This window comes from Bordetella genomosp. 4, from assembly GCF_002261185.1.
Classification (GTDB): Bacteria; Pseudomonadota; Gammaproteobacteria; order Burkholderiales; family Burkholderiaceae_B; genus Bordetella_A.
The window spans coordinates 61,568-83,223 of sequence record NZ_NEVQ01000001.1 but is presented as its reverse complement, the minus strand read 5'-3'; the positions used below and the strand labels follow the sequence as shown (position 1 = coordinate 83,223).

The 21,656-nt window shown below is 59.1% G+C and carries 30 protein-coding genes; 27 read left to right on the top strand and 3 right to left on the bottom strand.

Annotation, left to right across the window (positions count from 1 at the left end):
- Positions 1–207: 207 nt before the first annotated feature.
- On the top strand, positions 208–1,479 hold the full coding sequence (locus CAL20_RS00425) for a hypothetical protein (protein WP_094823940.1): 1,272 nt from the start codon (positions 208–210) through the stop codon (positions 1,477–1,479).
- On the opposite strand, the gene CAL20_RS00420 is transcribed toward CAL20_RS00425, so the two are convergent.
- The 3 genes from CAL20_RS00420 to CAL20_RS00410 all read right to left on the bottom strand — a co-directional run bounded on the left by CAL20_RS00420 (position 1,460) and on the right by CAL20_RS00410 (position 5,807).
- Positions 1,460–3,904 carry a CHASE2 domain-containing protein gene (locus tag CAL20_RS00420; protein ID WP_094823939.1) on the bottom strand — a complete coding sequence of 815 codons (2,445 nt, stop codon included), beginning with the start codon at positions 3,902–3,904 and terminating at the stop codon, positions 1,460–1,462. The two genes, CAL20_RS00425 and CAL20_RS00420, sit on opposite strands and share 20 nt — an antisense overlap.
- 22 nt (positions 3,905–3,926) lie before the next feature.
- Positions 3,927–5,021, bottom strand: a complete 1,095-nt coding sequence (locus CAL20_RS00415) for a FecR domain-containing protein (RefSeq protein WP_094823938.1) — start codon at positions 5,019–5,021, stop codon at positions 3,927–3,929.
- A 69-nt stretch (positions 5,022–5,090) separates the two neighbouring features.
- On the bottom strand, positions 5,091–5,807 hold the full coding sequence (locus CAL20_RS00410; protein WP_094823937.1) for a response regulator transcription factor: 717 nt from the start codon (positions 5,805–5,807) through the stop codon (positions 5,091–5,093).
- Between the two features lie 264 nt (positions 5,808–6,071).
- On the opposite strand from CAL20_RS00410, the gene CAL20_RS00405 reads away from it, so the two are divergent.
- The 26 genes from CAL20_RS00405 (at position 6,072) to rplO (ending at position 21,654) form a co-directional block, all read left to right on the top strand.
- A complete protein-coding gene (locus tag CAL20_RS00405; protein WP_254924441.1) occupies positions 6,072–6,806 on the top strand; it encodes a response regulator transcription factor in 735 nt (244 codons plus the stop codon).
- A 419-nt stretch (positions 6,807–7,225) separates the two neighbouring features.
- A complete protein-coding gene (gene rpsL / locus CAL20_RS00400; RefSeq protein WP_005017264.1) occupies positions 7,226–7,603 on the top strand; it encodes a 30S ribosomal protein S12 in 378 nt (125 codons plus the stop codon).
- Between the two features lie 180 nt (positions 7,604–7,783).
- Positions 7,784–8,254, top strand: coding sequence for a 30S ribosomal protein S7 (gene rpsG / locus CAL20_RS00395; protein ID WP_094823936.1), 471 nt, complete (start codon positions 7,784–7,786; stop codon positions 8,252–8,254).
- Positions 8,255–8,272: 18 nt separating this feature from the next.
- Positions 8,273–10,375 (top strand): elongation factor G, encoded by a 2,103-nt coding sequence (fusA, locus tag CAL20_RS00390; protein ID WP_094823935.1) that lies wholly within the window; start codon positions 8,273–8,275, stop codon positions 10,373–10,375.
- A gap of 83 nt (positions 10,376–10,458) precedes the next feature.
- Complete coding sequence (tuf, locus tag CAL20_RS00385) at positions 10,459–11,649, top strand: elongation factor Tu (RefSeq protein ID WP_094823934.1); 1,191 nt, start codon at positions 10,459–10,461, stop codon at positions 11,647–11,649.
- A gap of 68 nt (positions 11,650–11,717) precedes the next feature.
- Entirely contained in the window at positions 11,718–12,029 is a 312-nt protein-coding gene (rpsJ, locus tag CAL20_RS00380; protein ID WP_012251770.1) for a 30S ribosomal protein S10, read from the top strand.
- A 381-nt stretch (positions 12,030–12,410) separates the two neighbouring features.
- Positions 12,411–13,100 (top strand): 50S ribosomal protein L3, encoded by a 690-nt coding sequence (gene rplC, locus CAL20_RS00375; protein ID WP_176456631.1) that lies wholly within the window; start codon positions 12,411–12,413, stop codon positions 13,098–13,100.
- Positions 13,101–13,105: 5 nt separating this feature from the next.
- Positions 13,106–13,723: a 50S ribosomal protein L4 gene (rplD, locus tag CAL20_RS00370; protein ID WP_094823932.1), complete on the top strand. Its 618-nt coding sequence runs from the start codon at positions 13,106–13,108 to the stop codon at positions 13,721–13,723.
- On the top strand, positions 13,720–14,016 hold the full coding sequence (rplW, locus tag CAL20_RS00365; RefSeq protein ID WP_094823931.1) for a 50S ribosomal protein L23: 297 nt from the start codon (positions 13,720–13,722) through the stop codon (positions 14,014–14,016). Before rplD ends, rplW begins: the two co-directional genes overlap by 4 nt.
- Positions 14,017–14,844: a 50S ribosomal protein L2 gene (gene rplB, locus CAL20_RS00360; protein WP_094823930.1), complete on the top strand. Its 828-nt coding sequence runs from the start codon at positions 14,017–14,019 to the stop codon at positions 14,842–14,844.
- A gap of 12 nt (positions 14,845–14,856) precedes the next feature.
- The gene (gene rpsS / locus CAL20_RS00355; protein ID WP_094823929.1) at positions 14,857–15,132 is read left to right on the top strand and encodes a 30S ribosomal protein S19; all 276 of its coding nucleotides are present in this window, start codon (positions 14,857–14,859) and stop codon (positions 15,130–15,132) included.
- 3 nt (positions 15,133–15,135) lie between these two features.
- The gene (gene rplV / locus CAL20_RS00350) at positions 15,136–15,465 is read left to right on the top strand and encodes a 50S ribosomal protein L22 (protein ID WP_066124713.1); all 330 of its coding nucleotides are present in this window, start codon (positions 15,136–15,138) and stop codon (positions 15,463–15,465) included.
- 9 nt (positions 15,466–15,474) lie between these two features.
- Positions 15,475–16,266 (top strand): 30S ribosomal protein S3, encoded by a 792-nt coding sequence (gene rpsC / locus CAL20_RS00345; protein ID WP_094823928.1) that lies wholly within the window; start codon positions 15,475–15,477, stop codon positions 16,264–16,266.
- Between the two features lie 2 nt (positions 16,267–16,268).
- Entirely contained in the window at positions 16,269–16,685 is a 417-nt protein-coding gene (gene rplP, locus CAL20_RS00340) for a 50S ribosomal protein L16 (RefSeq protein ID WP_006389610.1), read from the top strand.
- A gap of 10 nt (positions 16,686–16,695) precedes the next feature.
- A complete protein-coding gene (gene rpmC / locus CAL20_RS00335; protein ID WP_094823927.1) occupies positions 16,696–16,887 on the top strand; it encodes a 50S ribosomal protein L29 in 192 nt (63 codons plus the stop codon).
- A 2-nt stretch (positions 16,888–16,889) separates the two neighbouring features.
- Positions 16,890–17,171 (top strand): 30S ribosomal protein S17, encoded by a 282-nt coding sequence (gene rpsQ, locus CAL20_RS00330; RefSeq protein WP_094823926.1) that lies wholly within the window; start codon positions 16,890–16,892, stop codon positions 17,169–17,171.
- A gap of 398 nt (positions 17,172–17,569) precedes the next feature.
- On the top strand, positions 17,570–17,938 hold the full coding sequence (gene rplN / locus CAL20_RS00325) for a 50S ribosomal protein L14 (RefSeq protein WP_003806916.1): 369 nt from the start codon (positions 17,570–17,572) through the stop codon (positions 17,936–17,938).
- Between the two features lie 10 nt (positions 17,939–17,948).
- Positions 17,949–18,269 carry a 50S ribosomal protein L24 gene (rplX, locus tag CAL20_RS00320; protein ID WP_094823925.1) on the top strand — a complete coding sequence of 107 codons (321 nt, stop codon included), beginning with the start codon at positions 17,949–17,951 and terminating at the stop codon, positions 18,267–18,269.
- 12 nt (positions 18,270–18,281) lie between these two features.
- On the top strand, positions 18,282–18,821 hold the full coding sequence (gene rplE, locus CAL20_RS00315; RefSeq protein WP_094823924.1) for a 50S ribosomal protein L5: 540 nt from the start codon (positions 18,282–18,284) through the stop codon (positions 18,819–18,821).
- A gap of 12 nt (positions 18,822–18,833) precedes the next feature.
- A complete protein-coding gene (gene rpsN, locus CAL20_RS00310) occupies positions 18,834–19,139 on the top strand; it encodes a 30S ribosomal protein S14 (protein WP_094823923.1) in 306 nt (101 codons plus the stop codon).
- Positions 19,140–19,149: 10 nt separating this feature from the next.
- A complete protein-coding gene (gene rpsH, locus CAL20_RS00305; RefSeq protein WP_028355432.1) occupies positions 19,150–19,545 on the top strand; it encodes a 30S ribosomal protein S8 in 396 nt (131 codons plus the stop codon).
- A gap of 12 nt (positions 19,546–19,557) precedes the next feature.
- Entirely contained in the window at positions 19,558–20,091 is a 534-nt protein-coding gene (gene rplF, locus CAL20_RS00300) for a 50S ribosomal protein L6 (RefSeq protein ID WP_094823922.1), read from the top strand.
- Positions 20,092–20,112: 21 nt separating this feature from the next.
- Positions 20,113–20,478, top strand: a complete 366-nt coding sequence (rplR, locus tag CAL20_RS00295) for a 50S ribosomal protein L18 (protein WP_094823921.1) — start codon at positions 20,113–20,115, stop codon at positions 20,476–20,478.
- Between the two features lie 15 nt (positions 20,479–20,493).
- Complete coding sequence (gene rpsE / locus CAL20_RS00290; protein WP_012251752.1) at positions 20,494–21,015, top strand: 30S ribosomal protein S5; 522 nt, start codon at positions 20,494–20,496, stop codon at positions 21,013–21,015.
- A gap of 3 nt (positions 21,016–21,018) precedes the next feature.
- Entirely contained in the window at positions 21,019–21,204 is a 186-nt protein-coding gene (rpmD, locus tag CAL20_RS00285) for a 50S ribosomal protein L30 (protein ID WP_094823920.1), read from the top strand.
- 9 nt (positions 21,205–21,213) lie between these two features.
- A complete protein-coding gene (gene rplO, locus CAL20_RS00280; RefSeq protein WP_094823919.1) occupies positions 21,214–21,654 on the top strand; it encodes a 50S ribosomal protein L15 in 441 nt (146 codons plus the stop codon).
- Positions 21,655–21,656: the final 2 nt, after the last annotated feature.

Genomic DNA, 21,656 nt, shown 5'->3' with positions numbered 1-21,656 from the left:
GATTATGAAATGCTACCGGCAGGATGCTCGGATAATATCCGCTGTATGCGTTAATAGCGCGCGCCATCATGCACAAAAAGTGCTTTTAACTGATAATTGGCGTTATAAAACGTAACGCCCTGGGTCCGCCCATGTGTCCGGCGGGGCAGGTAAAGGTTGGCAACGATATGTTGTTATACAGGATCGTCTTTCTCGTTTAGTGCATCCATGCTTTCCTCTGCGGGTTTTTCGACACCGCGCGGGCCCTTTGCCGGCGCCGCGCCACTTGCACATCGACCGCTGAGCGCGATCGCAGCCACGATTGCGGGCGGGGTCCCCCAAGGACGTATTCAACGCATTATTGCCGAGCTGATTCCTGAACTCGAGGCATTGCATCGAGCTGGTCGGATCTGCGGAGACATTTCTGTGCATTCGGTCGGATTGGACGAATCGGGTCGAGCGCATTTAATGGCACTCTCGGCAGAGAATGGACCGTCGCCACGGCCTCGAACGCTGACGCCGGGCTATGCCCCGTTCGAGCTGTATACCGAATCCCCTGATTGGCCGCGAGGCCCCTGGACAGACGTCTATGCATTGAGCGCGGTCGCTTATTCGCTGGTGGCAGGCCAACAGCCGCCTCCAGCAGCCGAACGCCGCGTTGCCGACACACATCAGCCTTTGCAGACACTGGGGCTCAGCAAATACTCAGACACTTTTCTGCGAGCCATCGATGCAGGGCTGGCGATCAATCCGGCGGATCGGCCGCAAACCATGCAGGCCTACGCCGAACTTCTGGCCTTGCCTAGGTTGGTGCAACCACTGGAGCCCGCTGCAGAAACGGTTGTACCGCTGCCGTCGTCTGCCCAGGCTGACGCGAGTGGACCTGCGCGCGGACTTTCGTTGCGAACCGTCATCCAGGCGGTGCTATTGGGTATTGCTACGTTGGGCGTGGCCGTGTATTGGTGGGGACGGTTGTCCGGTGGGCCAGAGCCCGTCATCACGCATTCAGAACTGGCGGTAAGTGGTTCGGATGCGAAAACCACGTCGTCTGCCGCGCAACCGGCACCGGGGCCTCAATCACAGTCGGTTGAGAGCGGCGAACGCGTGCTTGTGTCAGAGCCGTCCAACGCTGAATCCCGCCTGCGGATAGCACAACCGCCTGACTTGGCGCCAACGTTCCTGGTACGGTCTAGTGAGGAAGAGGGCGATGAATCCAATACCACCACCACGGCATCCGTCACACCGCCGGCGCCAGTAGAGACTACGGTAAAACCGGAGCGCAAGGCGCCAGCTCCCGTGCGGGTGAGCATTAATGTACGGCCCTGGGGCGAGATCCTGATCGATGGGGTATCACACGGCGTCACCCCGCCGCTAAAAACCGTCATGTTGCGTCCGGGCAAATACGCGGTCACGATACGCAACAGTGCACAGCCGCCCTACAACACGACGCTCGTCGTGACAGCAGGCAAGCCTGCGGTGATTACGCATCTGTTTCGCTGACGGTCCCGACAGGCACACGGAACGTAAATCGTGAGCCCACGCCCAGCTCACTATGCAAGGTAACACTGCCGCCATGGCGCTGTGCGACCGCATGCACAAAAGCCAAGCCGAGTCCCGAACCTTCCGTGTTGGAGTCTTGTACCGTTTTCGTGCGGAAAAAAGGTTCAAACAGATGTGCCTGGTCTTCGACCGCAATGCCCGGGCCGGTGTCTTGAATGTCAATGGCCCACGTGTCCACATCGGGCGATAGACGCACATGGATCGTGCTGTTGTCGGCACTATATTTGATGGCATTGTCGAGCAGATTGCTCAGCGCGCGCAGAATAAGTGCCGAGTCGCCATACGCCAGGGCGACGGGCACCGATGACTGAACGTCCAAGGTCATGGCGCGGGCTTGCGCTGCGGCCCAGAAATCATCGGAAATCTCGTGCAGCATGGCCGCGAGATCCAGCCGATCGCGAGCAATGCTCATGGATTCAGCGCGATTAAGCTGAATAAAGTCATCCACCAGTCTTAGCGTACGGTTGGCCAGATGCGCGATGCGAGTTAGCGTTTGGGCAGGCGGGTGATCTGCCGCATGCAGCTGGCTATCGTGTACCAGCGCGGTCGGCCGCAGCCTTGTATGCTCGACGTGAGAATCGACGGTCCCGGATCCAGTCTGCTGCGATCTTGTCGCGAGCTCTACGAGCGCCAAAATGGAGTTTTGAGGGGCTCGCATATCGTGTGAGATAAATCGCAGCGTTTCCTCACGCTGACGCTCGGCCTGGCGCACAGCGCTGATGTCGCTCAGCGTGACAACCATACCGGCGTAAGCGCCTTGCGCCGTACGGATGGGAGAGCAGCGGATCAATAGATCATGTTCTGCGCGATCGCGGACTTCGACGCTTGTGCGAGTCGCCGCTGTTTCGGTTTCTTTTGTTGCGTCAGGGGTTTGATCGCCGTCGGCGGGAGGCTGCAATGCCTGGCGCACGGTTTGGCGCGTTGCAGGGGCGGTAAACGCCTGCTCGAGGGCTGGCGCGATAGTCTGTCCGATACGGGGCAGCCGGATCCCGAGCTGCAGAAAATACATATCGGCGGGGCGGTTCTTGTATTGCAGCCGGCCTTTTTTGTCGATCACCATCGTCGCGTCGGGCATGCCGTCCAGACCGTCTTCGACAAAACGGCGCAAGTTACGTACGTGAGTCAGCGTCCGGTCGAGCTCATGGACATGATGATCCAGCGAACGTCCGATACGGTGCTCGAAGGAATGAGTCGTTTCATCGAGTACAGGAGGATATTCGACGCGCAGCCGCTTCATTTCTCGGCTCATATAGCGCAGCGCCGCCTCCTGGCTACGCCAGCTCCATATCGGATAGCTGAGCGCGACGCCGAGCAGTGCTGCAGTGGGCGGGATCCATATGTTCCAGAAAGACAGGATGGCGATGGTTCCGACCAGGATTGCGCCGAGCAGGGCGGCACTGCACAGGAGCGCCTGACGAGGCGACAGTCTGGGCAGTGCCAGGCACAGCAGTAACACGGGAATGGCGCCAGCCAGGGCGGTTTGCCAGGTTTGAGCCGGCACCAATATGGAACCTTGCCGGGCCGCGTACAGCAGGTTGGCGATGACCTCTACGCCCTGTATGCCGCTGGTGTTGTGCGATACCGGCGACGGAAAGACATCCCCCAGGCCTGTCGCCCAGGCGCCGACGATGACGTACTTATCCTTTATCGCGTCTGGTGGAACCTGGCCGCGCAAGAGCGCCAGATACGAGACGGATTGAAAATGTCCTGGCGGACCTGCATACGGAATCAACGTCGTGGCGTCAGGCGGTAATTGCGTCAAGAAGCGGTGCACCTGTGGTGCGTCGCCGCCCACCTCCAACATGGCCAGCGCAAATTGATGCCACGGCAGATTTCCGGTGTTGCGTGCCCACGTGGTGCGCCTGAGAACGCCATCATCATCGGGATCGACATTGATATAGCCCAAGCCGGCGGCAGCCTGGGCCAGCGAGGCCAGAGGCAGCTCCGCGCGTGTAGGACGGTCAAGGTTATCCAGGACGATCGGCAATACAACACGCCCATGTCTTTGGACGGCGTCGATCAACAGTCGGTCGTCTTCGGTGCGCTGTACGTTGGATTCGGAAAAAACGATATCCAAACCCACCGCACGCGCAGTCTGCAGGCGCTCCAGCAACATGGCATGTAAGGAGCGCGGCCAAGGCCAGCGCCCCAAGGTATTGATCGCGCTGTCGTCAATCGTGACGATCAATACATCGGTTGGAGCGGGGCGATTGATCAGCGAAATAGCGCGGTCGTAGATCAGCTGATCGAGGCGGCCCAATCCATTGAGCCAGCCCAGCAGCGCCGTAAACGCCACCAATGAGACGCCGAGCAACAGGCGTAAGTATGAGCGCTCGAGCCGGCTAGCTACTGTATTGATCGGCATGATTCGAGCGTCGCTCAGGCGTTCAATAGTCGGTCAGTGTGACCACACCACCGTCGCTCAGCATGATCGGCTGCTCCGAGCCGGACATGAGCGCGTTGGCGCCCTCAAATGCGAGATAGGCATCGCGCCCGCCCAATCCTGTCGCATCGATCGCGCGCACTGCCACGTAGTGAGTCCCCGGACGCCGTGCGGCAAAGCGGATATCGGCGCTATCAAATCGCTCTGACGACGTTAACTCCAGACCTTCCGGGTCACGTGAAACCTGCACCAAATAGGCGACGGCTCCCGGCACGGGAGAAAACGGAGCCGTCCATAGGCCGGAGCCCGTACGTTGGGCGGGACCAAGCTGGGGAGCGGGCAAGAGCGGCTGGACATTAAGGGCGCCGTTGGCGCCAATGGCCGCACCATAGCCCGAGGACAGCGCGACGGGCTGACTCGATGCAGACGATGTCTTTACGCGGACGCTGCCTTCCAGGACCTCGCTGCGTGCGCCTTGGTCTGCTGTTTGCACTCGAAAACGGGTGCCTCGCACACCCATGACAGCGACGGGCGTGCGGATCTCGAACCGTCCCACCCCTTGGCCTGACGGCGCAACGTGTGAATCGACTTCGCCTTGCTCTACGTGCAAGATCGAGTCAGTCAGCGCGGCTCCTTCGAATTGGCGCAGACGTTCCAATTGCGTCGCGCTCCCTCTGGGCAGCGTGATTTTGGTGCCATCCGATAGCTGCAAGGTAACAAACCCATCGGATGCGGTTGTTACGGTGGCGCCTTCGTTGATCGACATCCCTGCGCGCAGAGGAACACCGTCGACCTGCGCCTGGCCGCTAACGTGCATTGCAGTCGTTGGCGCCGGGATTTCGGGAATCAATGCAAAAGGAATCCGCAACTCCGAGCCTATCACCAAGCGCAGGGGGTCGCTGACCGAGTTGTGGCTTTGCAGTATCGTCCAGTTTGCACTATTGCGCGTGTAGAGATTAGCCAAATCAATCAGCGTATCCCCGGACCGGATGCGGTAGACAAAATCATCGCCAAGCGCACCCGCAGGCTGGGCCATGGCCAATGGGCTGACAGCGAGCGCGCTCCATGTGGCAAGCAGGCGGATAAAGCGCCATATCATTTGGAAAATTCTCCGATGAAAAGCGGGCAATAGTTATCAATTTTCGGGAACATACCCGGCCCGTTGTGCTTAGTTAGTGGCCGGGGGCACCGTTGTATTGCCGTCGATCAATTCCAGGCGATAACCCAAGGCATATGACGATACCAACCGGACCCCGTTTTCCGGGTGTAGCCGCAATTTTTGGCGTATGTTCGACAAATGAGTGTCCAACGTCCGGGATGTGGCGGGAATTTCACGGTTCCACACGCTTTCGGCCAGTACATCGCGTGACAATAGCCGTCCCACATTGCGGAAGAACAGCTGCGCTAATTCGAATTCCTTCGGGGCGAGGGTTACCGTTTGATCGTGCAGCGAAATCGATCGGGTCGCTGGGTCAATACGATAGTCGGCGACGGAAAAAGGCCCTGGCACGGGCAAAGCGGCCTGCGAACGCCGTAACAAGGCGCTAACGCGCGCCAGCAACTCAGCAGGACGTAGCGGTTTAACCACATAGTCGTCGGCGCCGGCTTGCAAGCCTTGGACCAGATCCTGTTCCAGGGTGCGGCTGGTGACGAAAATCACCGGGATCTGCATGCCTAGTGTGGCGCGTATATGCCTCAAGACCTCGTCGCCGGCAATGTCCGGGACTTGCCAATCGAGCAAGATAAGGTCGAAGGACTGGCTACGCAGGGCGGCCAACAAGTCGCGGCCGTTCTGATAGCTATGGCAGGTATACCCAGCAGAAGCAAGAACCTGCTGAATATGCCGGGCCTGGTCCAGGTCGTCTTCCAGCGAGGCAATCTGCATAGCGAATTCGAGGTGAGGGAGCCCTTGGCTGCGTTAAAGTCTGCGGTCGGGTATGCCGCTCCGAGTACGTGTAAACCCACGTACAGCGTGAATGATACCGCGGGATACACTATTGCTCTAATGCAAAGCAGCGCGAATGTTAAGTACCGCAAAGTTGACGAATCTTGACTAAGGTTTTGCGCAATAAGGCGTCACACTGTCGACGTTCTTATCAATGCGTGCAGATCGGCTGCGGGGAGCAGGAGTTCCGGGGTGGATCTGAAAATGTTCACTATGAAGCAGTTGAAAGTCCTTATCATGATGCCCGACTCGATGGCCTGTGGGAAATCAGTTGCGGCGATGCAACAAGCGGGAATTGCGGCGCACGGCTGCGCCACGCCTCTCGAGTTATTCGGCCAACTGGGGACCGGGGGCTACGATGCTGCCGTCCTGGACATCGGCGAGCTCGATGAGATCGGTTACGCCCTGGTGTCGCGCTTACGCACTTCCTCAACGCTGGGGGTCGTGGTGCTGGGCGCCAATCTCCAGGTGGAAAACCGTTTGCGTTGCCTGCAAAGTGGCGCAGATGCGTGTTTGGTGTCTCCGTTTGACGTCCGTGAGCTCGTTGGCGTTCTGATGGCGCTTGGTCGCCGGTTGCCTGGCCGCACCCAAGCAGCGACGGACAACGCCGTCGAACAGGTGCCGACGAATACCCCCACCGGAAGCTGGGAACTGCGCGACCAGAACTGGACTTTGATGGCACCCTCGGGCGTCTCCATTTCGTTGTCTGCCAACGAGCGGCATATCGTTCGCACCTTGCTGGAGGCGCCGGGGCAGGCAGTCGCACGGGCCGAGCTGAACAAGCACCTCGACGGCGCTGCCGGCACCACTCCCAGGGCCGGCGGTTCGCGCAGTATCGACGTCATTGTCAGCCGTTTACGGCGCAAAGCCGAGCTGGCCGGCGTCATCCTGCCGATTCGTACCGTCTATGGCAGCGGCTATCTGTTCGCCGATCAATAAAAGCCCCGGTCTCGCCTGGCTGCCTTGTGTCTGCGCCTATTTCTTAGCGCGCTTCGGACGGCCGGCTGATAAAAAGCCGTTGCAAGCGCGAGCTGTCATCAATCCGTCGTACGGTACCCGGTAAATTAGCGTGCCTTTCATGGGCTCTGTGTCGAAATACAGGAGTCTTTGACATGGGCCGCCTTCTGGGTTATGCTGACGGGCTTACTGCTTTATTTGCGTATAAAGGTTTGCCAATTCCACGACTGGTGGCCTTTGTGCGTTTTGTCTGCAAGACCCGCTCTTTTACGTAAGAAACGTTTGAGGCGGTTTTGCGTGAACTGCCTCTCACTGGTGTACCGGCCCTGTTGGGGCGATCCGCCAGAGACACGAGTACTTCAAGTACTTACCAGTGGTACGTAAAAGGGATTTCAAAGGTCATGCCTACCATTAGCCAGCTCGTGCGCAAGCCGCGCGAAGTCAGCATCATCAAGAGCAAGAGCCCCGCGCTCGAAAACTGCCCGCAACGCCGCGGCGTGTGCACTCGCGTGTACACCACCACCCCCAAGAAGCCGAACTCCGCTTTGCGTAAAGTCGCAAAGGTTCGCCTGACCAACGGCTACGAAGTCATTTCGTACATCGGCGGTGAAGGCCACAACCTGCAGGAACACTCGGTGGTTCTGGTGCGTGGCGGTCGTGTAAAAGATCTTCCGGGTGTGCGTTACCACATCGTTCGTGGTTCGCTCGACCTGCAAGGCGTCAAAGACCGTAAGCAGGCTCGTTCCAAGTACGGCGCCAAGCGCCCGAAGAAGGCCTAAAAGCCTTATACACCGTAGTTTCAGTAGTACCCCCGGTTGCGCGTAAGCGCCACCAAAATAGTGCAACCGCGCCAGCCTCTATATTTCAGGACGGTGCGCGGCACGTAAGGGGTCGCCTTATTGGGTGGCCATGGCCGTGTCACAAGACTCGGTTCAACTGAATAGACACAAGGAAGCAACATGCCCCGTCGTCGCGAAGTACCCAAGCGCGAGATTCTGCCCGATCCCAAGTTCGGCAGCGTCGAACTCGCCAAGTTCATGAACGTCGTCATGCTGGACGGCAAGAAGGCCGTCGCCGAGCGCATCGTCTATGGTGCCCTCGAGCAAGTTCAAGCCAAGACCGGCAAAGAGCCGATCGAGGTTTTCAGCCTGGCGATCAACAACATCAAGCCGATCGTCGAAGTCAAGAGCCGCCGCGTGGGCGGTGCCAACTACCAAGTGCCGGTTGAAGTGCGCCCCGTGCGCCGCCTGGCTTTGGCTATGCGTTGGCTGCGTGAGGCCGCCAAGAAGCGCGGCGAAAAGTCGATGGATCTGCGCTTGGCTGGCGAACTGATCGACGCTGCGGAAGGCCGCGGCGCCGCAATGAAGAAACGCGAAGACACGCACAAGATGGCAGAGGCCAACAAGGCCTTCAGCCATTTCCGCTGGTAATTTAAGGACTAACCTACCATGGCCCGCAAAACCCCGATCGAGCGCTATCGCAACATTGGTATCTCTGCGCACATCGATGCAGGGAAAACCACCACGACTGAACGTATCCTGTTCTACACCGGCGTCAACCACAAAATTGGCGAAGTGCATGATGGCGCAGCCACCATGGACTGGATGGAGCAAGAACAAGAGCGTGGCATCACCATCACGTCCGCTGCTACGACGGCGTTTTGGCGCGGCATGGCCGGCAACTACCCCGAGCACCGCATCAACATCATCGACACCCCGGGACACGTGGACTTCACCATCGAAGTCGAACGTTCCATGCGCGTGCTCGACGGTGCCTGCATGGTGTATTGCGCCGTGGGTGGCGTGCAGCCGCAGTCCGAAACCGTGTGGCGTCAAGCCAACAAATACGGCGTGCCCCGTCTGGCCTTCGTCAACAAGATGGACCGCACGGGCGCCAACTTCTTCAAGGTCTACGACCAATTGAAGACGCGTCTGCGTGCCAATCCTGTGCCTATCGTGATCCCAATCGGTGCCGAAGACACCTTCAAGGGCGTCATCGATCTGGTCAAGATGAAAGCCATCATTTGGGACGAAGCCAGCCAAGGCACGAAGTTCGACTACGTCGACATCCCGGCCGAACTCGAAGGCGCTGCCAACGAGTGGCGTGAAAAGCTGGTGGAAGCCGCTGCCGAGTCCACCGAGGAACTGATGAACAAGTACCTCGAATCGGGCACGCTCGACGAAGCCGAAATCAACACCGCTATTCGCCAACGCACCATCGCTGGCGAAATTCAGCCCATGCTGTGCGGCACCGCCTTCAAGAACAAGGGCGTGCAACGTATGTTGGACGCTGTTATCGACTACCTGCCGTCGCCGATCGACATTCCGCCGGTCGATGGCCAGGACGACGAAGGCAATGCCGTTTCGCGTAAGGCTGACGATGGCGAAAAGCTGTCGGCGCTGGCATTCAAACTGATGAGCGATCCGTTCGTGGGTCAGTTGACCTTCGTGCGCGTGTACTCGGGCGTCCTGAAGTCGGGCGACACCGTTTACAACCCCATCAAGGGCAAGAAAGAGCGCGTCGGTCGTTTGCTGCAGATGCACGCCAACAACCGCGAAGAAATCAAGGAAGTTCTGGCGGGCGACATCGCCGCTGTGGTGGGTCTGAAAGACGTGACCACTGGCGAGACGCTGTGCGATGTGGATTCCCACATTCTGCTCGAGCGCATGGAGTTCCCCGAGCCCGTGATTTCGCAGGCTGTTGAGCCCAAGTCCAAGGCTGACCAGGAAAAGATGGGCTTGGCCCTGTCGCGCCTGGCCCAGGAAGACCCGTCGTTCCGCGTGCGCAGCGACGAAGAATCCGGCCAGACCATCATTTCCGGTATGGGCGAACTGCACCTGGAAATTCTGGTCGACCGCATGAAGCGTGAATTCGGCGTGGAAGCCAACGTGGGCAAGCCCCAAGTGGCCTACCGCGAAACCATCCGCAAGACCTGCGAAGAAGTCGAAGGCAAGTTCGTCAAACAGTCGGGCGGTCGTGGTCAATACGGTCACGTGGTGATCAAGCTCGAACCCCTGCCTCCTGGCGGTGGCTACGAGTTCGTCGACGCCATCAAGGGCGGTGTGGTTCCTCGCGAATACATCCCCGCGGTTGACAAGGGCATCCAGGAAACGCTGCCTTCGGGCATCCTGGCCGGTTATCCGGTGGTGGACGTCAAGGTCACGCTGTTCTTCGGTTCGTACCACGACGTTGACTCGAACGAAAACGCGTTCAAGATGGCCGGTTCGATGGCCTTCAAGGACGGCATGCGCAAGGCCAGCCCCGTGCTGCTCGAGCCCATGATGGCTGTTGAAGTCGAGACCCCGGAAGACTACGCCGGTACCGTGATGGGCGATCTGTCCTCACGTCGCGGCATGGTCCAAGGCATGGACGACATGGTCGGCGGTGGCAAGACCATCAAGGCAGAGGTTCCTCTGGCCGAGATGTTCGGTTACGCCACGAACTTGCGTTCGTTGACGCAAGGCCGTGCCACGTACACCATGGAATTCAAGCATTACGCTGAAGCTCCCAAGAACGTCGCTGACGAAGTCATCGCCGCTCGGGCAAAATAAAGTAAATACCGTCGCCGCGTCCCGACCATCTCACGGGGCGCGGCAATCATCCCAGTTTCCTTGAAAGTCAAAGGATAGAGATCATGGCAAAAGGCAAGTTTGAACGTACCAAGCCGCACGTGAACGTGGGTACGATTGGTCACGTTGACCACGGCAAAACGACGTTGACGGCGGCGATCACGACCGTGCTGTCGACGAAGTTCGGGGGCGAAGCCCGCGGCTACGACCAGATCGATGCGGCGCCGGAAGAGAAGGCGCGTGGTATCACGATCAACACGGCACACGTGGAATACGAGACGCAGAACCGTCACTATGCGCACGTTGACTGCCCGGGTCACGCCGACTACGTCAAGAACATGATTACGGGTGCGGCGCAGATGGACGGCGCGATCCTGGTGTGCTCGGCCGCTGACGGCCCGATGCCGCAGACGCGTGAGCACATTCTGCTGAGCCGCCAGGTAGGCGTGCCGTACATCATCGTGTTCCTGAACAAGGCCGACATGGTTGATGACGCCGAGCTGCTCGAGCTGGTGGAAATGGAAGTACGCGAGTTGCTGTCGAAGTACGACTTCCCGGGCGACGACACGCCGATCATCAAGGGTTCGGCCAAGCTGGCGCTCGAAGGCGACAAGGGCGAACTGGGCGAGCAAGCGATTTTGGCGTTGGCCGATGCGCTGGACACGTACATCCCGACGCCTGAGCGTGCGGTTGACGGTGCGTTCCTGATGCCTGTGGAAGACGTGTTCTCGATCTCGGGTCGTGGCACGGTGGTGACCGGTCGTGTTGAGCGCGGCATCATCAAGGTTGGCGAAGAAATCGAAATCGTGGGCATCAAGCCGACGGTGAAGACGACGTGCACGGGCGTGGAAATGTTCCGCAAGCTGCTGGACCAAGGTCAAGCGGGCGACAACGTGGGTATTCTGCTGCGCGGCACCAAGCGTGAAGACGTCGAGCGTGGCCAAGTGCTGGCCAAGCCGGGTTCGATCACGCCGCACACGGAGTTCACCGCCGAGGTGTACATTCTGTCCAAGGAAGAAGGTGGCCGTCACACGCCGTTCTTCAACGGCTATCGTCCGCAGTTCTACTTCCGTACGACGGACGTGACCGGCTCGATCGACCTGCCCAAGGACAAGGAAATGGTGTTGCCGGGCGACAACGTGTCGATGACCGTCAAGCTGCTGGCTCCGATCGCCATGGAAGAAGGTCTGCGCTTCGCTATCCGTGAAGGCGGCCGTACCGTCGGCGCAGGCGTCGTCGCCAAGATCATCGCCTAAGGCGACCCCCCACCAGCGAAGGCAGTATCCTCTGAGCTGCCTTCGCTTTTCGTTCTTTAGGAAACACCATGAAAAACCAGAAGATCCGCATCCGCTTGAAAGCCTTTGATTACAAGCTGATCGATCAGTCTGCCGCCGAGATCGTTGACACCGCCAAGCGCACTGGCGCTGTGGTTCGTGGTCCGGTGCCCCTGCCCACGCGTATCCGTCGTTACGACGTGCTGCGTTCGCCTCACGTGAACAAGTCGTCGCGCGATCAGTTCGAAATCCGTACTCATCAGCGCTTGATGGACATCGTGGATCCCACCGACAAGACCGTGGACGCTTTGATGCGCCTGGATCTGCCGGCTGGCGTCGACGTGGAAATCGCACTGCAATAAGCTGTATGGCCCTATAGGGCTTGTGCCAGGTCTTCTGCCTGGCATTGAAAATGGCCACATTCGTCGAGAGTGTGGCTTTTTTCTTTTGGGCGTCGCCTGCCGCCTGAGGCGTATTCGGCAAATTTTGTGTTGCATATACGCGGCATCCGTCCGCCTAATTCCACAGCTGCCTACGCCTAACTACTTGTGCTGTCAGGAAAAATCATGCTAACATGCCAAGCTTGCCATTTTGTGGCAACAGCAACCCTGGCCGCATGCTAGTGCAGTAGCAATAGCGCAGTAGTAAAGCAAGCGGTTTTGGTTACTTGGCCCTGTAGGGTGAAAGCCTTTACCTTTCGCCTGATTAGCCCCGACCAATCGCAGTCGGGAATGGAGAAAACAATGTCGAATTCGACGCCCACGCCCGCCGCGCATCGGTTGGGTCTGGTGGGTCGCAAGGTCGGCATGACCCGCATTTTTACCGAGGAAGGTGAATCCATCCCGGTGACCGTGCTGGACGTGTCGAACAACCGTGTGACCCAGATCAAGTCTCTGGAAGCTGACGGCTACGCCGCAGTCCAAGTGGCTTATGGCACCCGTCGTGCCTCGCGTGTTGCCCAGCCTCAAACTGGTCACTACGCCAAAGCTGGCACCGAGGCCGGCAGCATCCTGAAAGAGTTCCGTCTGGATCCGGCCCGTCTGGCCGAGTTCACGCCGGGCGCCGTCATCGCTGTGGAATCGGTTTTCGAAGCCGGCCAGCAAGTCGATGTCACGGGTACCACGATCGGTAAGGGTTTCGCCGGTACGATCAAGCGCCACAACTTCGGTTCGCAACGCGCGTCGCACGGTAACTCCCGTTCGCACCGTGTTCCGGGCTCGATCGGTCAGGCACAAGATCCGGGCCGTATTTTCCCGGGTAAGCGCATGTCTGGTCACTTGGGTGATGTTACCCGTACCGTTCAAAACCTCGACGTCGTGCGTGTTGACGCCGAACGCGGTCTGCTGTTGGTCAAGGGCGCTGTCCCCGGCCACGCTGGCGGCGATGTCGTCGTGCGTCCGGCCATCAAGGCGCCGGCCAAGAAGGGGGCGTAAGCAACATGGATCTCAAGCTCCTGAATGACCAAGGTGAAGCCGCGACGTTTAGCGCGCCTGACACCATTTTCGGTCGCGATTTCAACGAAGCGCTGGTTCACCAAGTCGTCGTGGCCTACCAGGCCAACGCTCGCAGCGGTAACCGTGCTCAGAAAGACCGTGCCGAAGTCAAGCACACCACCAAGAAGCCCTGGCGTCAAAAGGGTACCGGCCGCGCTCGCGCTGGTATGACCTCGTCGCCGTTGTGGCGTGGGGGTGGTCGCACCTTCCCGAATTCGCCTGAAGAAAACTTCAGCCAAAAAGTCAACAAGAAGATGTATCGCGCGGGTATCCGTTCGATCCTGTCCCAGTTGGCTCGCGAAGACCGCATCGCTGTTGTCGACACGTTCGACCTCGAATCCCCCAAGACCAAGGTTGCAGTGTCCAAGCTGAAGACCCTGGGCCTGGATTCGGTGTTGATCATCACGGACAACGTTGATGAAAATGTTTACCTCGCCACCCGCAACCTGCCGCATGTTGCCGTGGTCGAGCCCCGTTATGCCGATCCGTTGTCGCTGATCCACTACAAGAAAGTGCTGATCACCAAGCCGGCCATCGCTCAACTCGAGGAGATGCTGGGATGAACGCCGAACGCTTGATGCAAGTCATCTTGGCTCCGGTGGTGACCGAAAAGGCCACCTTCGTCGCCGAAAAAAATCAGCAAGTCGCTTTCCGTGTCGTGGCTGACGCTACCAAACCGGAAATCAAGGCTGCCGTCGAACTGCTGTTCAAGGTGCAGGTCGAGTCCGTGCAGGTCCTCAACCGTAAGGGCAAAGTCAAGCGCTTTGGCCGTTTCATGGGCCGTCGTCGCACCGAGCGCAAGGCTTATGTTGCGCTCAAAGAAGGCCAGGAAATCGACTTTGCGGAGGTGAAGTAAATGGCCCTCGTCAAAGTAAAACCGACCTCGGCAGGCCGCCGTGGCATGGTGAAGGTTGTCAGCCCGAACCTGCACAAAGGCGCGCCGCACGCTGCGCTGCTCGAAAAGAAGACCCGTGGTTCCGGCCGTAACAACAACGGTCACATCACGATCCGTCATCGTGGCGGTGGTCACAAGCAGCACTACCGTATCGTCGACTTCCGTCGCAACAAAGATGGCATTCCGGCCAAGGTCGAACGCCTCGAGTACGACCCCAACCGTACGGCGCACATTGCTTTGCTGTGCTACGCCGACGGCGAGCGTCGCTACATCATTGCGCCGCGCGGTCTGGAAGTGGGTGCCACGCTGGTTTCGGGTATCGAAGCCCCGATCCGTGCTGGTAACACGCTGCCCATCCGTAACATCCCCGTGGGTACCACGATCCACTGCATCGAAATGATCCCCGGCAAGGGCGCCCAAATGGCGCGTTCGGCTGGCGCATCGGCGGTGTTGTTGGCCCGTGAAGGCACCTACGCTCAAGTGCGTCTGCGTTCGGGCGAAGTCCGTCGCGTTCACATTGAGTGCCGTGCCACCATCGGTGAAGTCGGTAACGAAGAACACAGCCTGCGCCAAATCGGCAAGGCCGGTGCAATGCGTTGGCGCGGTGTGCGTCCGACGGTTCGTGGTGTTGCCATGAACCCGGTCGATCACCCGCACGGTGGCGGCGAAGGCCGTACCGGCGAAGCACGCGAACCGGTCAGCCCGTGGGGCACGCCCTCGAAGGGTTTCAAGACCCGTCGCAACAAGCGGACGAACAATATGATCGTCCAACGGCGCAAGCGCAAGTAAGAGGCGAACACTATGTCACGTTCGATCAAGAAAGGCCCGTTTGTCGACGCCCACCTCATCAACAAGGTGGACAAGGCTGTCGCGGGCAAAGACAAGAAGCCGATCAAGACCTGGTCGCGCCGTTCCACGATCCTGCCCGAGTTCATCGGTCTCACGATCGCGGTGCACAACGGTCGCCAGCACGTTCCCGTTTATATCAACGAGAACATGGTCGGTCACAAGCTCGGCGAGTTCGCGCTGACCCGTACGTTCAAGGGCCACGCAGCGGACAAGAAGGCGAAGAGGTAAGCGATGGAAACTACTGCCATTATCCGTGGGGTTCACATCTCGGCCCAGAAAACCCGTCTGGTTGCGGACTTGATCCGCGGCAAGTCGGTGGCTCAGGCGCTGAATATCCTCACCTTTTCCCCCAAGAAAGCCGCTGGCATCCTGAAAAAGGCTGTCGAGTCCGCTATCGCCAATGCCGAACACAACGACGGCGCTGATATCGACGAATTGAAAGTCACCACGATTTTCGTCGACAAGGCGCAATCGATGAAGCGTTTCTCGGCTCGTGCCAAGGGCCGCGGTAACCGCATCGAGAAGCAGACCTGCCATATCACGGTCAAGGTCGGAGCCTAAGGAGTCACGATGGGTCAGAAAATTCACCCCACTGGGTTCCGTCTCGCGGTCACCCGTAATTGGTCTTCGCGTTGGTTCGCAGACGACAAAGCTTTCGGCAGCATGCTGGCTGAAGACATCCGCGTCCGCGAATACCTGAAGAAAAAGCTGAAAAGCGCTTCTGTTGGTCGCGTCATCATCGAGCGTCCTGCCAAGAACGCCCGCATCACCGTTTACTCGGCTCGTCCGGGTGTGGTGATCGGCAAGCGCGGCGAGGACATCGAAAGCCTGAAGGCTGATCTGCAGCGTCTGATGGGCGTGCCTGTGCACGTCAACATCGAGGAAATCCGCAAGCCGGAAACCGACGCTCAGCTGATCGCTGATTCGATCTCGCAACAGCTCGAAAAGCGCATCATGTTCCGCCGTGCCATGAAGCGCGCCATGCAAAACGCCATGCGTTTGGGCGCCCAAGGCATCAAGATCATGAGCTCGGGCCGTCTGAACGGTATCGAAATCGCTCGCACCGAGTGGTACCGCGAAGGCCGTGTGCCGCTGCACACGCTGAAAGCCAATATCGACTACGGCACCTCCGAAGCCCACACCACCTACGGTGTGATCGGCATCAAGGTCTGGGTCTATAAGGGCGACATGCTGGCCAACGGCGAATTGCCGCCGGAAACCGCAGCCCCGCGTGAAGAAGAGCGCCGTCCGCGTCGCGCGCCGCGTGGCGATCGTCCTGGTGGCGATCGTCCGGGTCGTCCGGGTGGTCGTGGCCGTGGTCCCCGCAAGGCGGATGCGGCTCCGGCTCCTGAAGGAGAATAACCATGCTGCAACCCTCTCGCAGAAAGTATCGCAAAGAGCAGAAGGGCCGCAACACCGGTCTGGCCACGCGCGGCACGCATGTGTCGTTCGGCGAGTTCGGTCTGAAGGCCACCGGCCGTGGCCGTCTGACCGCCCGTCAGATCGAAGCCGCTCGTCGTGCTATCAACCGTCACATCAAGCGTGGCGGCCGTATCTGGATTCGTATTTTCCCGGATAAGCCGATCTCGCAAAAGCCTGCCGAAGTCCGGATGGGTAATGGTAAAGGTAACCCGGAGTACTGGGTCGCCGAGATCCAACCCGGCAAGGTGCTCTACGAAATGGAAGGGGTCAGCGAAGAGCTGGCGCGCGAGGCGTTCCGCCTGGCCGCTGCCAAGCTGCCGATCTCGACCACGTTCGTCGCGCGTCATATCGGTGCTTAAGGAGTACACAATGAAAGCTAGCGAACTCCGTTCGAAAGACGCCGCCGAGCTCACTACCGAGCTCGAGAGCCTGCTGAAGGCACAATTCGGTCTGCGTATGCAGAAAGCCACGCAGCAGCTTGGCAATACCACCCAGCTGCGCAATGTACGTCGCGACATCGCTCGTGTTCGTACCTTGCTGACCGAGAAGGCAGGGAAATAATCATGAGCGAAACTCAAACCACTCAAGTCGCCAAGCGCCAGCGTACGCTGGTCGGCAAGGTCGTCAGCAACAAGATGGACAAGACGGTCGTCGTTCTGGTCGAACGCCGCGTCAAGCACCCCATCTACGGCAAGATCGTCATGCGCTCTGCTAAATACAAAGCACACGACGAGTCGAACCAGTACAACGAAGGCGACACCGTCGAAATCGCTGAAGGTCGTCCGATCTCCCGCTCGAAGTCCTGGAGCGTGGTGCGCTTGATCGAAGCAGTCCGCATCATCTAATGATGCAAGCCAGGCAGGCGGCAGTCGGAAAATTTCCACTGTCTGCCTTCTTGGGAAAAAGCGGTGGGGATGCAGTTTGTCCTTGCCGCTTTTTTGCTGGTGGTGTGGCCGTATTGCACACTTTTTACACACAAGGCTTGCATCCATCCAGGGCGCGAGCTAGAATTACAGACTTTCCCGAGTTGCCTGTACCGGCGATGCGCTACAGCCTGATGGCTGAGGTAGGCCGATAAGGGTACCGGGGAAAGTATCCGCAGGATTTCAACCCAGGGTCGTTGCAGTGCTTTGAAGATGTCTTCGAGGCGTTCGGCGGACCTGACGGGACCAAAACTGGCAGGAATCGCGCTATCCCCTGGTCGGGAAATCGTAATTCCAGTTAAGTTGGAACAGGAAAAATCATGATCCAAATGCAGACCACGCTGGACGTGGCCGATAACACCGGTGCGCGCGCTGTTATGTGCATCAAGGTGCTCGGTGGCTCCAAGCGCCGTTATGCCGGTATCGGCGACATCATCAAGGTGAGCGTCAAAGATGCGGCTCCGCGCGGGCGCGTCAAAAAAGGCGAAATTTACAACGCCGTGGTGGTTCGCACCGCCAAGGGTGTGCGCCGCAAAGACGGTTCGCTGATCCGCTTCGGTGGCAATGCCGCCGTGTTGCTCAATGCCAAGCTGGAGCCCATCGGCACCCGCATCTTCGGACCCGTTACGCGTGAATTGCGTACCGAGCGTTTCATGAAGATCGTGTCGTTGGCCCCCGAAGTGCTGTAAGGAGCCCACGATGAACAACATCCGTAAAGGCGACGAAGTCATCGTCCTGACCGGCCGCGACAGAAAGCGTCGTGGCACCGTGCTGGCTCGTGTTGATGCCGACCACGTTCTGGTCGAAGGCGTCAATGTCGTCAAAAAGCACGTCAAGGCCAATCCTATGGCCAACAACCCTGGCGGTATCGTCGAAAAGACCTTGCCGATCCATATTTCCAACGTGGCGCTGTTTAACCCGGCCACCGGCAAGGGCGATCGCGTCGGCGTGAAAGAAGTCGACGGCCGCAAGGTCCGCGTGTTCCGTTCCAATGGTGCCGTTGTCGGCGCCAAGGCGTAAGGGGCGACAGACATGTCTCGTTTGCAAGAACTCTACAAGAGCAAAGTTGCTCCTGACCTGAAAGAAAAGTTTGGCTACAAGAGCCAAATGGAAGTGCCGCGCATCACCAAGGTCACCCTGAACATGGGTGTTTCGGAAGCGGTTGCTGACAAAAAGGTCATCGAGCACGCTGTTGCTGACCTCACGAAGATCGCCGGCCAAAAGCCCGTCATCACCAAAACCCGTAAGGCTATCGCTGGTTTCAAGATCCGCGAAAACTACCCGATCGGTTGCATGGTGACGTTGCGTGGCCAGCGTATGTACGAATTCCTGGATCGCCTGGTGGCGGTTGCGTTGCCTCGCGTGCGCGACTTCCGCGGTATTTCCGGTCGTGCATTCGACGGTCGCGGCAATTACAACATCGGGGTGAAAGAGCAGATCATTTTCCCCGAAATCGAGTACGACAAGATCGACGCGCTGCGTGGGCTGAACATCAGCATCACCACCACCGCCAAGACCGACGATGAAGCCAAGGCACTGTTGACCGCCTTCAGCTTCCCGTTCCGTAACTAAGGGGCTGATGACGTGGCTAAACTTTCCCTCATCAATCGCGATATCAAGCGCGCCAAGCTGGCTGACAAGTTCGCCGCTCGCCGCGCCGAATTGAAAGCGATCATCGACGACCAGTCGAAGACCGACGAAGAACGTTACCAAGCTCGGCTGAAGCTGCAACAACTGCCGCGCAATGCCAACCCGACTCGCCAGCGTAACCGCTGCGTCGTCACGGGTCGTCCGCGTGGTGTCTTCCGCAAGTTTGGGCTGACCCGCCACAAACTGCGTGAAATGGCGATGAAGGGTGAAATCCCCGGCATCACCAAGGCCAGCTGGTAGGAGAAAAAACATGAGCATGAGCGATCCCATCGCCGATATGCTGACTCGCATTCGCAATGCGCAGCAAGTTGACAAAGTTACGGTGAGCATGCCCTCCTCGAAGCTGAAGGCGGCTATTGCCGCTGTGCTGCAGGATGAAGGCTACATCGATGGCTTTGAAGTCAAAGGTACGCAGGCTAAGCCTGAGCTGGAAATCACCCTGAAGTACTACGCTGGCCGTCCGGTTATCGAGCGCATCGAACGCGTCTCGCGCCCTGGTCTGCGTATCTACAAGGGCCGTAGCAGTATCCCTCAGGTCATGAACGGCCTGGGCGTGGCCATCGTTTCGACCTCGCGCGGCGTTATGACCGACCGCAAGGCCCGTGCAAACGGCGTCGGCGGCGAAGTCCTGTGCTACGTGGCCTAAGGAGAAATTCTAATGTCACGTATCGCTAAATATCCGGTAGAGCTGCCCAAGGGTGTTGAAGCCAGCATCCAGCAGGATCAGATCACCGTCAAAGGCCCGTTGGGTACTTTGAGCCAAGAGCTGACCGGTCATGTCACGATTGCACAAGACAACGGCAAGCTGACGTTCGCCGCTGCTGACGACTCGCGCCATGCTGGCGCCATGTCGGGCACCGTGCGCGCCCTGGTCGCCAACATGGTGACTGGCGTGAGCAAGGGCTTCGAGCGCAAGCTGACGCTGGTGGGTGTGGGTTATCGTGCCCAGATCCAAGGCGACGCTGTCAAGCTGCAGTTGGGCTTCTCGCACGACGTCGTGCACAAGCTGCCCGCCGGCATCAAGGCTGAGTGCCCCACCCAGACGGAAATCGTCATCAAGGGCTCCAACAAGCAAGTCGTCGGTCAAGTGGCCGCTGAAATCCGCGCCTATCGCGAACCCGAACCCTACAAGGGCAAGGGCGTGCGCTATGCGGACGAACGCGTCGTCATTAAAGAAACCAAGAAGAAATAACGGCGCACGCAAGGACGAATCATGGACAAAAAAGTTTCCCGTTTGCGTCGTGCGGTTCCGACCCGCCGGAAGATCACCGAGTTGCGCGTTCACCGCCTCTCGATTTTCCGCTCGAACCTGCACATCTACGCCAACATCATTTCGCCGGAAGGCGATCGCGTGCTGGTCAGCGCTTCGACGCTGGAACCCGAAGTGCGTGCGCAACTGGCCGGCCAAACCGGTCAGGGCGGCAACACCGCCGCTGCCACGCTGGTGGGCAAGCGCGTAGCCGAAAAGGCAAAGGCTGCCGGTATCGAACTGGTCGCTTTCGATCGCTCGGGCTTTCGTTACCATGGCCGCGTGAAAGCGCTGGCCGATGCCGCGCGTGAAGCCGGTCTGAAGTTCTAAGCGAGGATTTGTCAAATGGCTAAAGTACAAGGCAAAGGCGCCGCGGAAAAAGAGAACGACGACGGCCTGCGCGAAAAGATGATCGCGGTCAACCGCGTCAGCAAGGTGGTCAAGGGTGGTCGCACCATGAGCTTCGCCGCGCTGACCGTGGTGGGTGACGGCGATGGCCGTATCGGCATGGGCAAGGGCAAGGCGCGTGAAGTGCCGGTGTCCGTCCAGAAAGCCATGGAACAGGCCCGTCGCGGCATGTTCAAGGTTGCGCTGAAGAACGGCACGCTGCATCACACCGTCGTGGGCAAGCATGGTGCTTCCACCGTGCTGATTTCCCCGGCAGCCGAAGGTACCGGCGTGATCGCCGGCGGCCCGATGCGCGCTATCTTCGAAGTGATGGGTGTGCGTAACGTTGTTGCCAAGAGCCTCGGCTCGAGCAATCCCTACAACATGGTCCGTGCCACGCTGAATGGTTTGCGCGCTTCCCTGACGCCGTCGGAAGTCGCTGCCAAGCGCGGCAAGACCGTCGAAGAGATCCTGGGGTAAATCATGTCTCAGAAGCAGATCAAAGTTACCCTCGTGCGCTCGGTCATCGGCACCAAGCAATCCCACCGCGACACCGTTCGTGGCCTGGGTCTGCGCCGTCTGAACAGCAGCAGCATTCTGGTCGACACGCCCGAGGTGCGCGGGATGATCCGTAAAGTGGATTATCTTGTCTCCGTCTCGGAAGCCTAAGGAATCACGATGTCGGATATTCAACTCAATTCGCTGAAGCCCGCTGAGGGCGCCAAGCACGCCAAGCGCCGCGTTGGCCGTGGTATCGGTTCGGGTCTGGGTAAAACCGCCGGCCGTGGCCACAAAGGTCAAAAATCGCGTTCGGGCGGTTTCCACAAAGTCGGCTTCGAAGGCGGTCAAATGCCGCTGCAGCGTCGTCTGCCCAAGCGTGGTTTCACGCCCCTGGGTCAGCACCTGTACGCCGAAGTCCGCTTGTCGGAACTGCAAGCCCTGCCCATCGACGAAATCGATGTGCAAGCGCTGAAGGCTGCTGGAGTCGTGGGCCAACAGGTTCGCTACGCCAAAGTCATCAAGTCGGGTGAACTCTCGCGCAAAGTGACGCTCAAGGGCATCACCGCGACGGCTGGCGCTCGCGCCGCCATCGAAGCCGCGGGCGGCTCGCTTGCTTGATT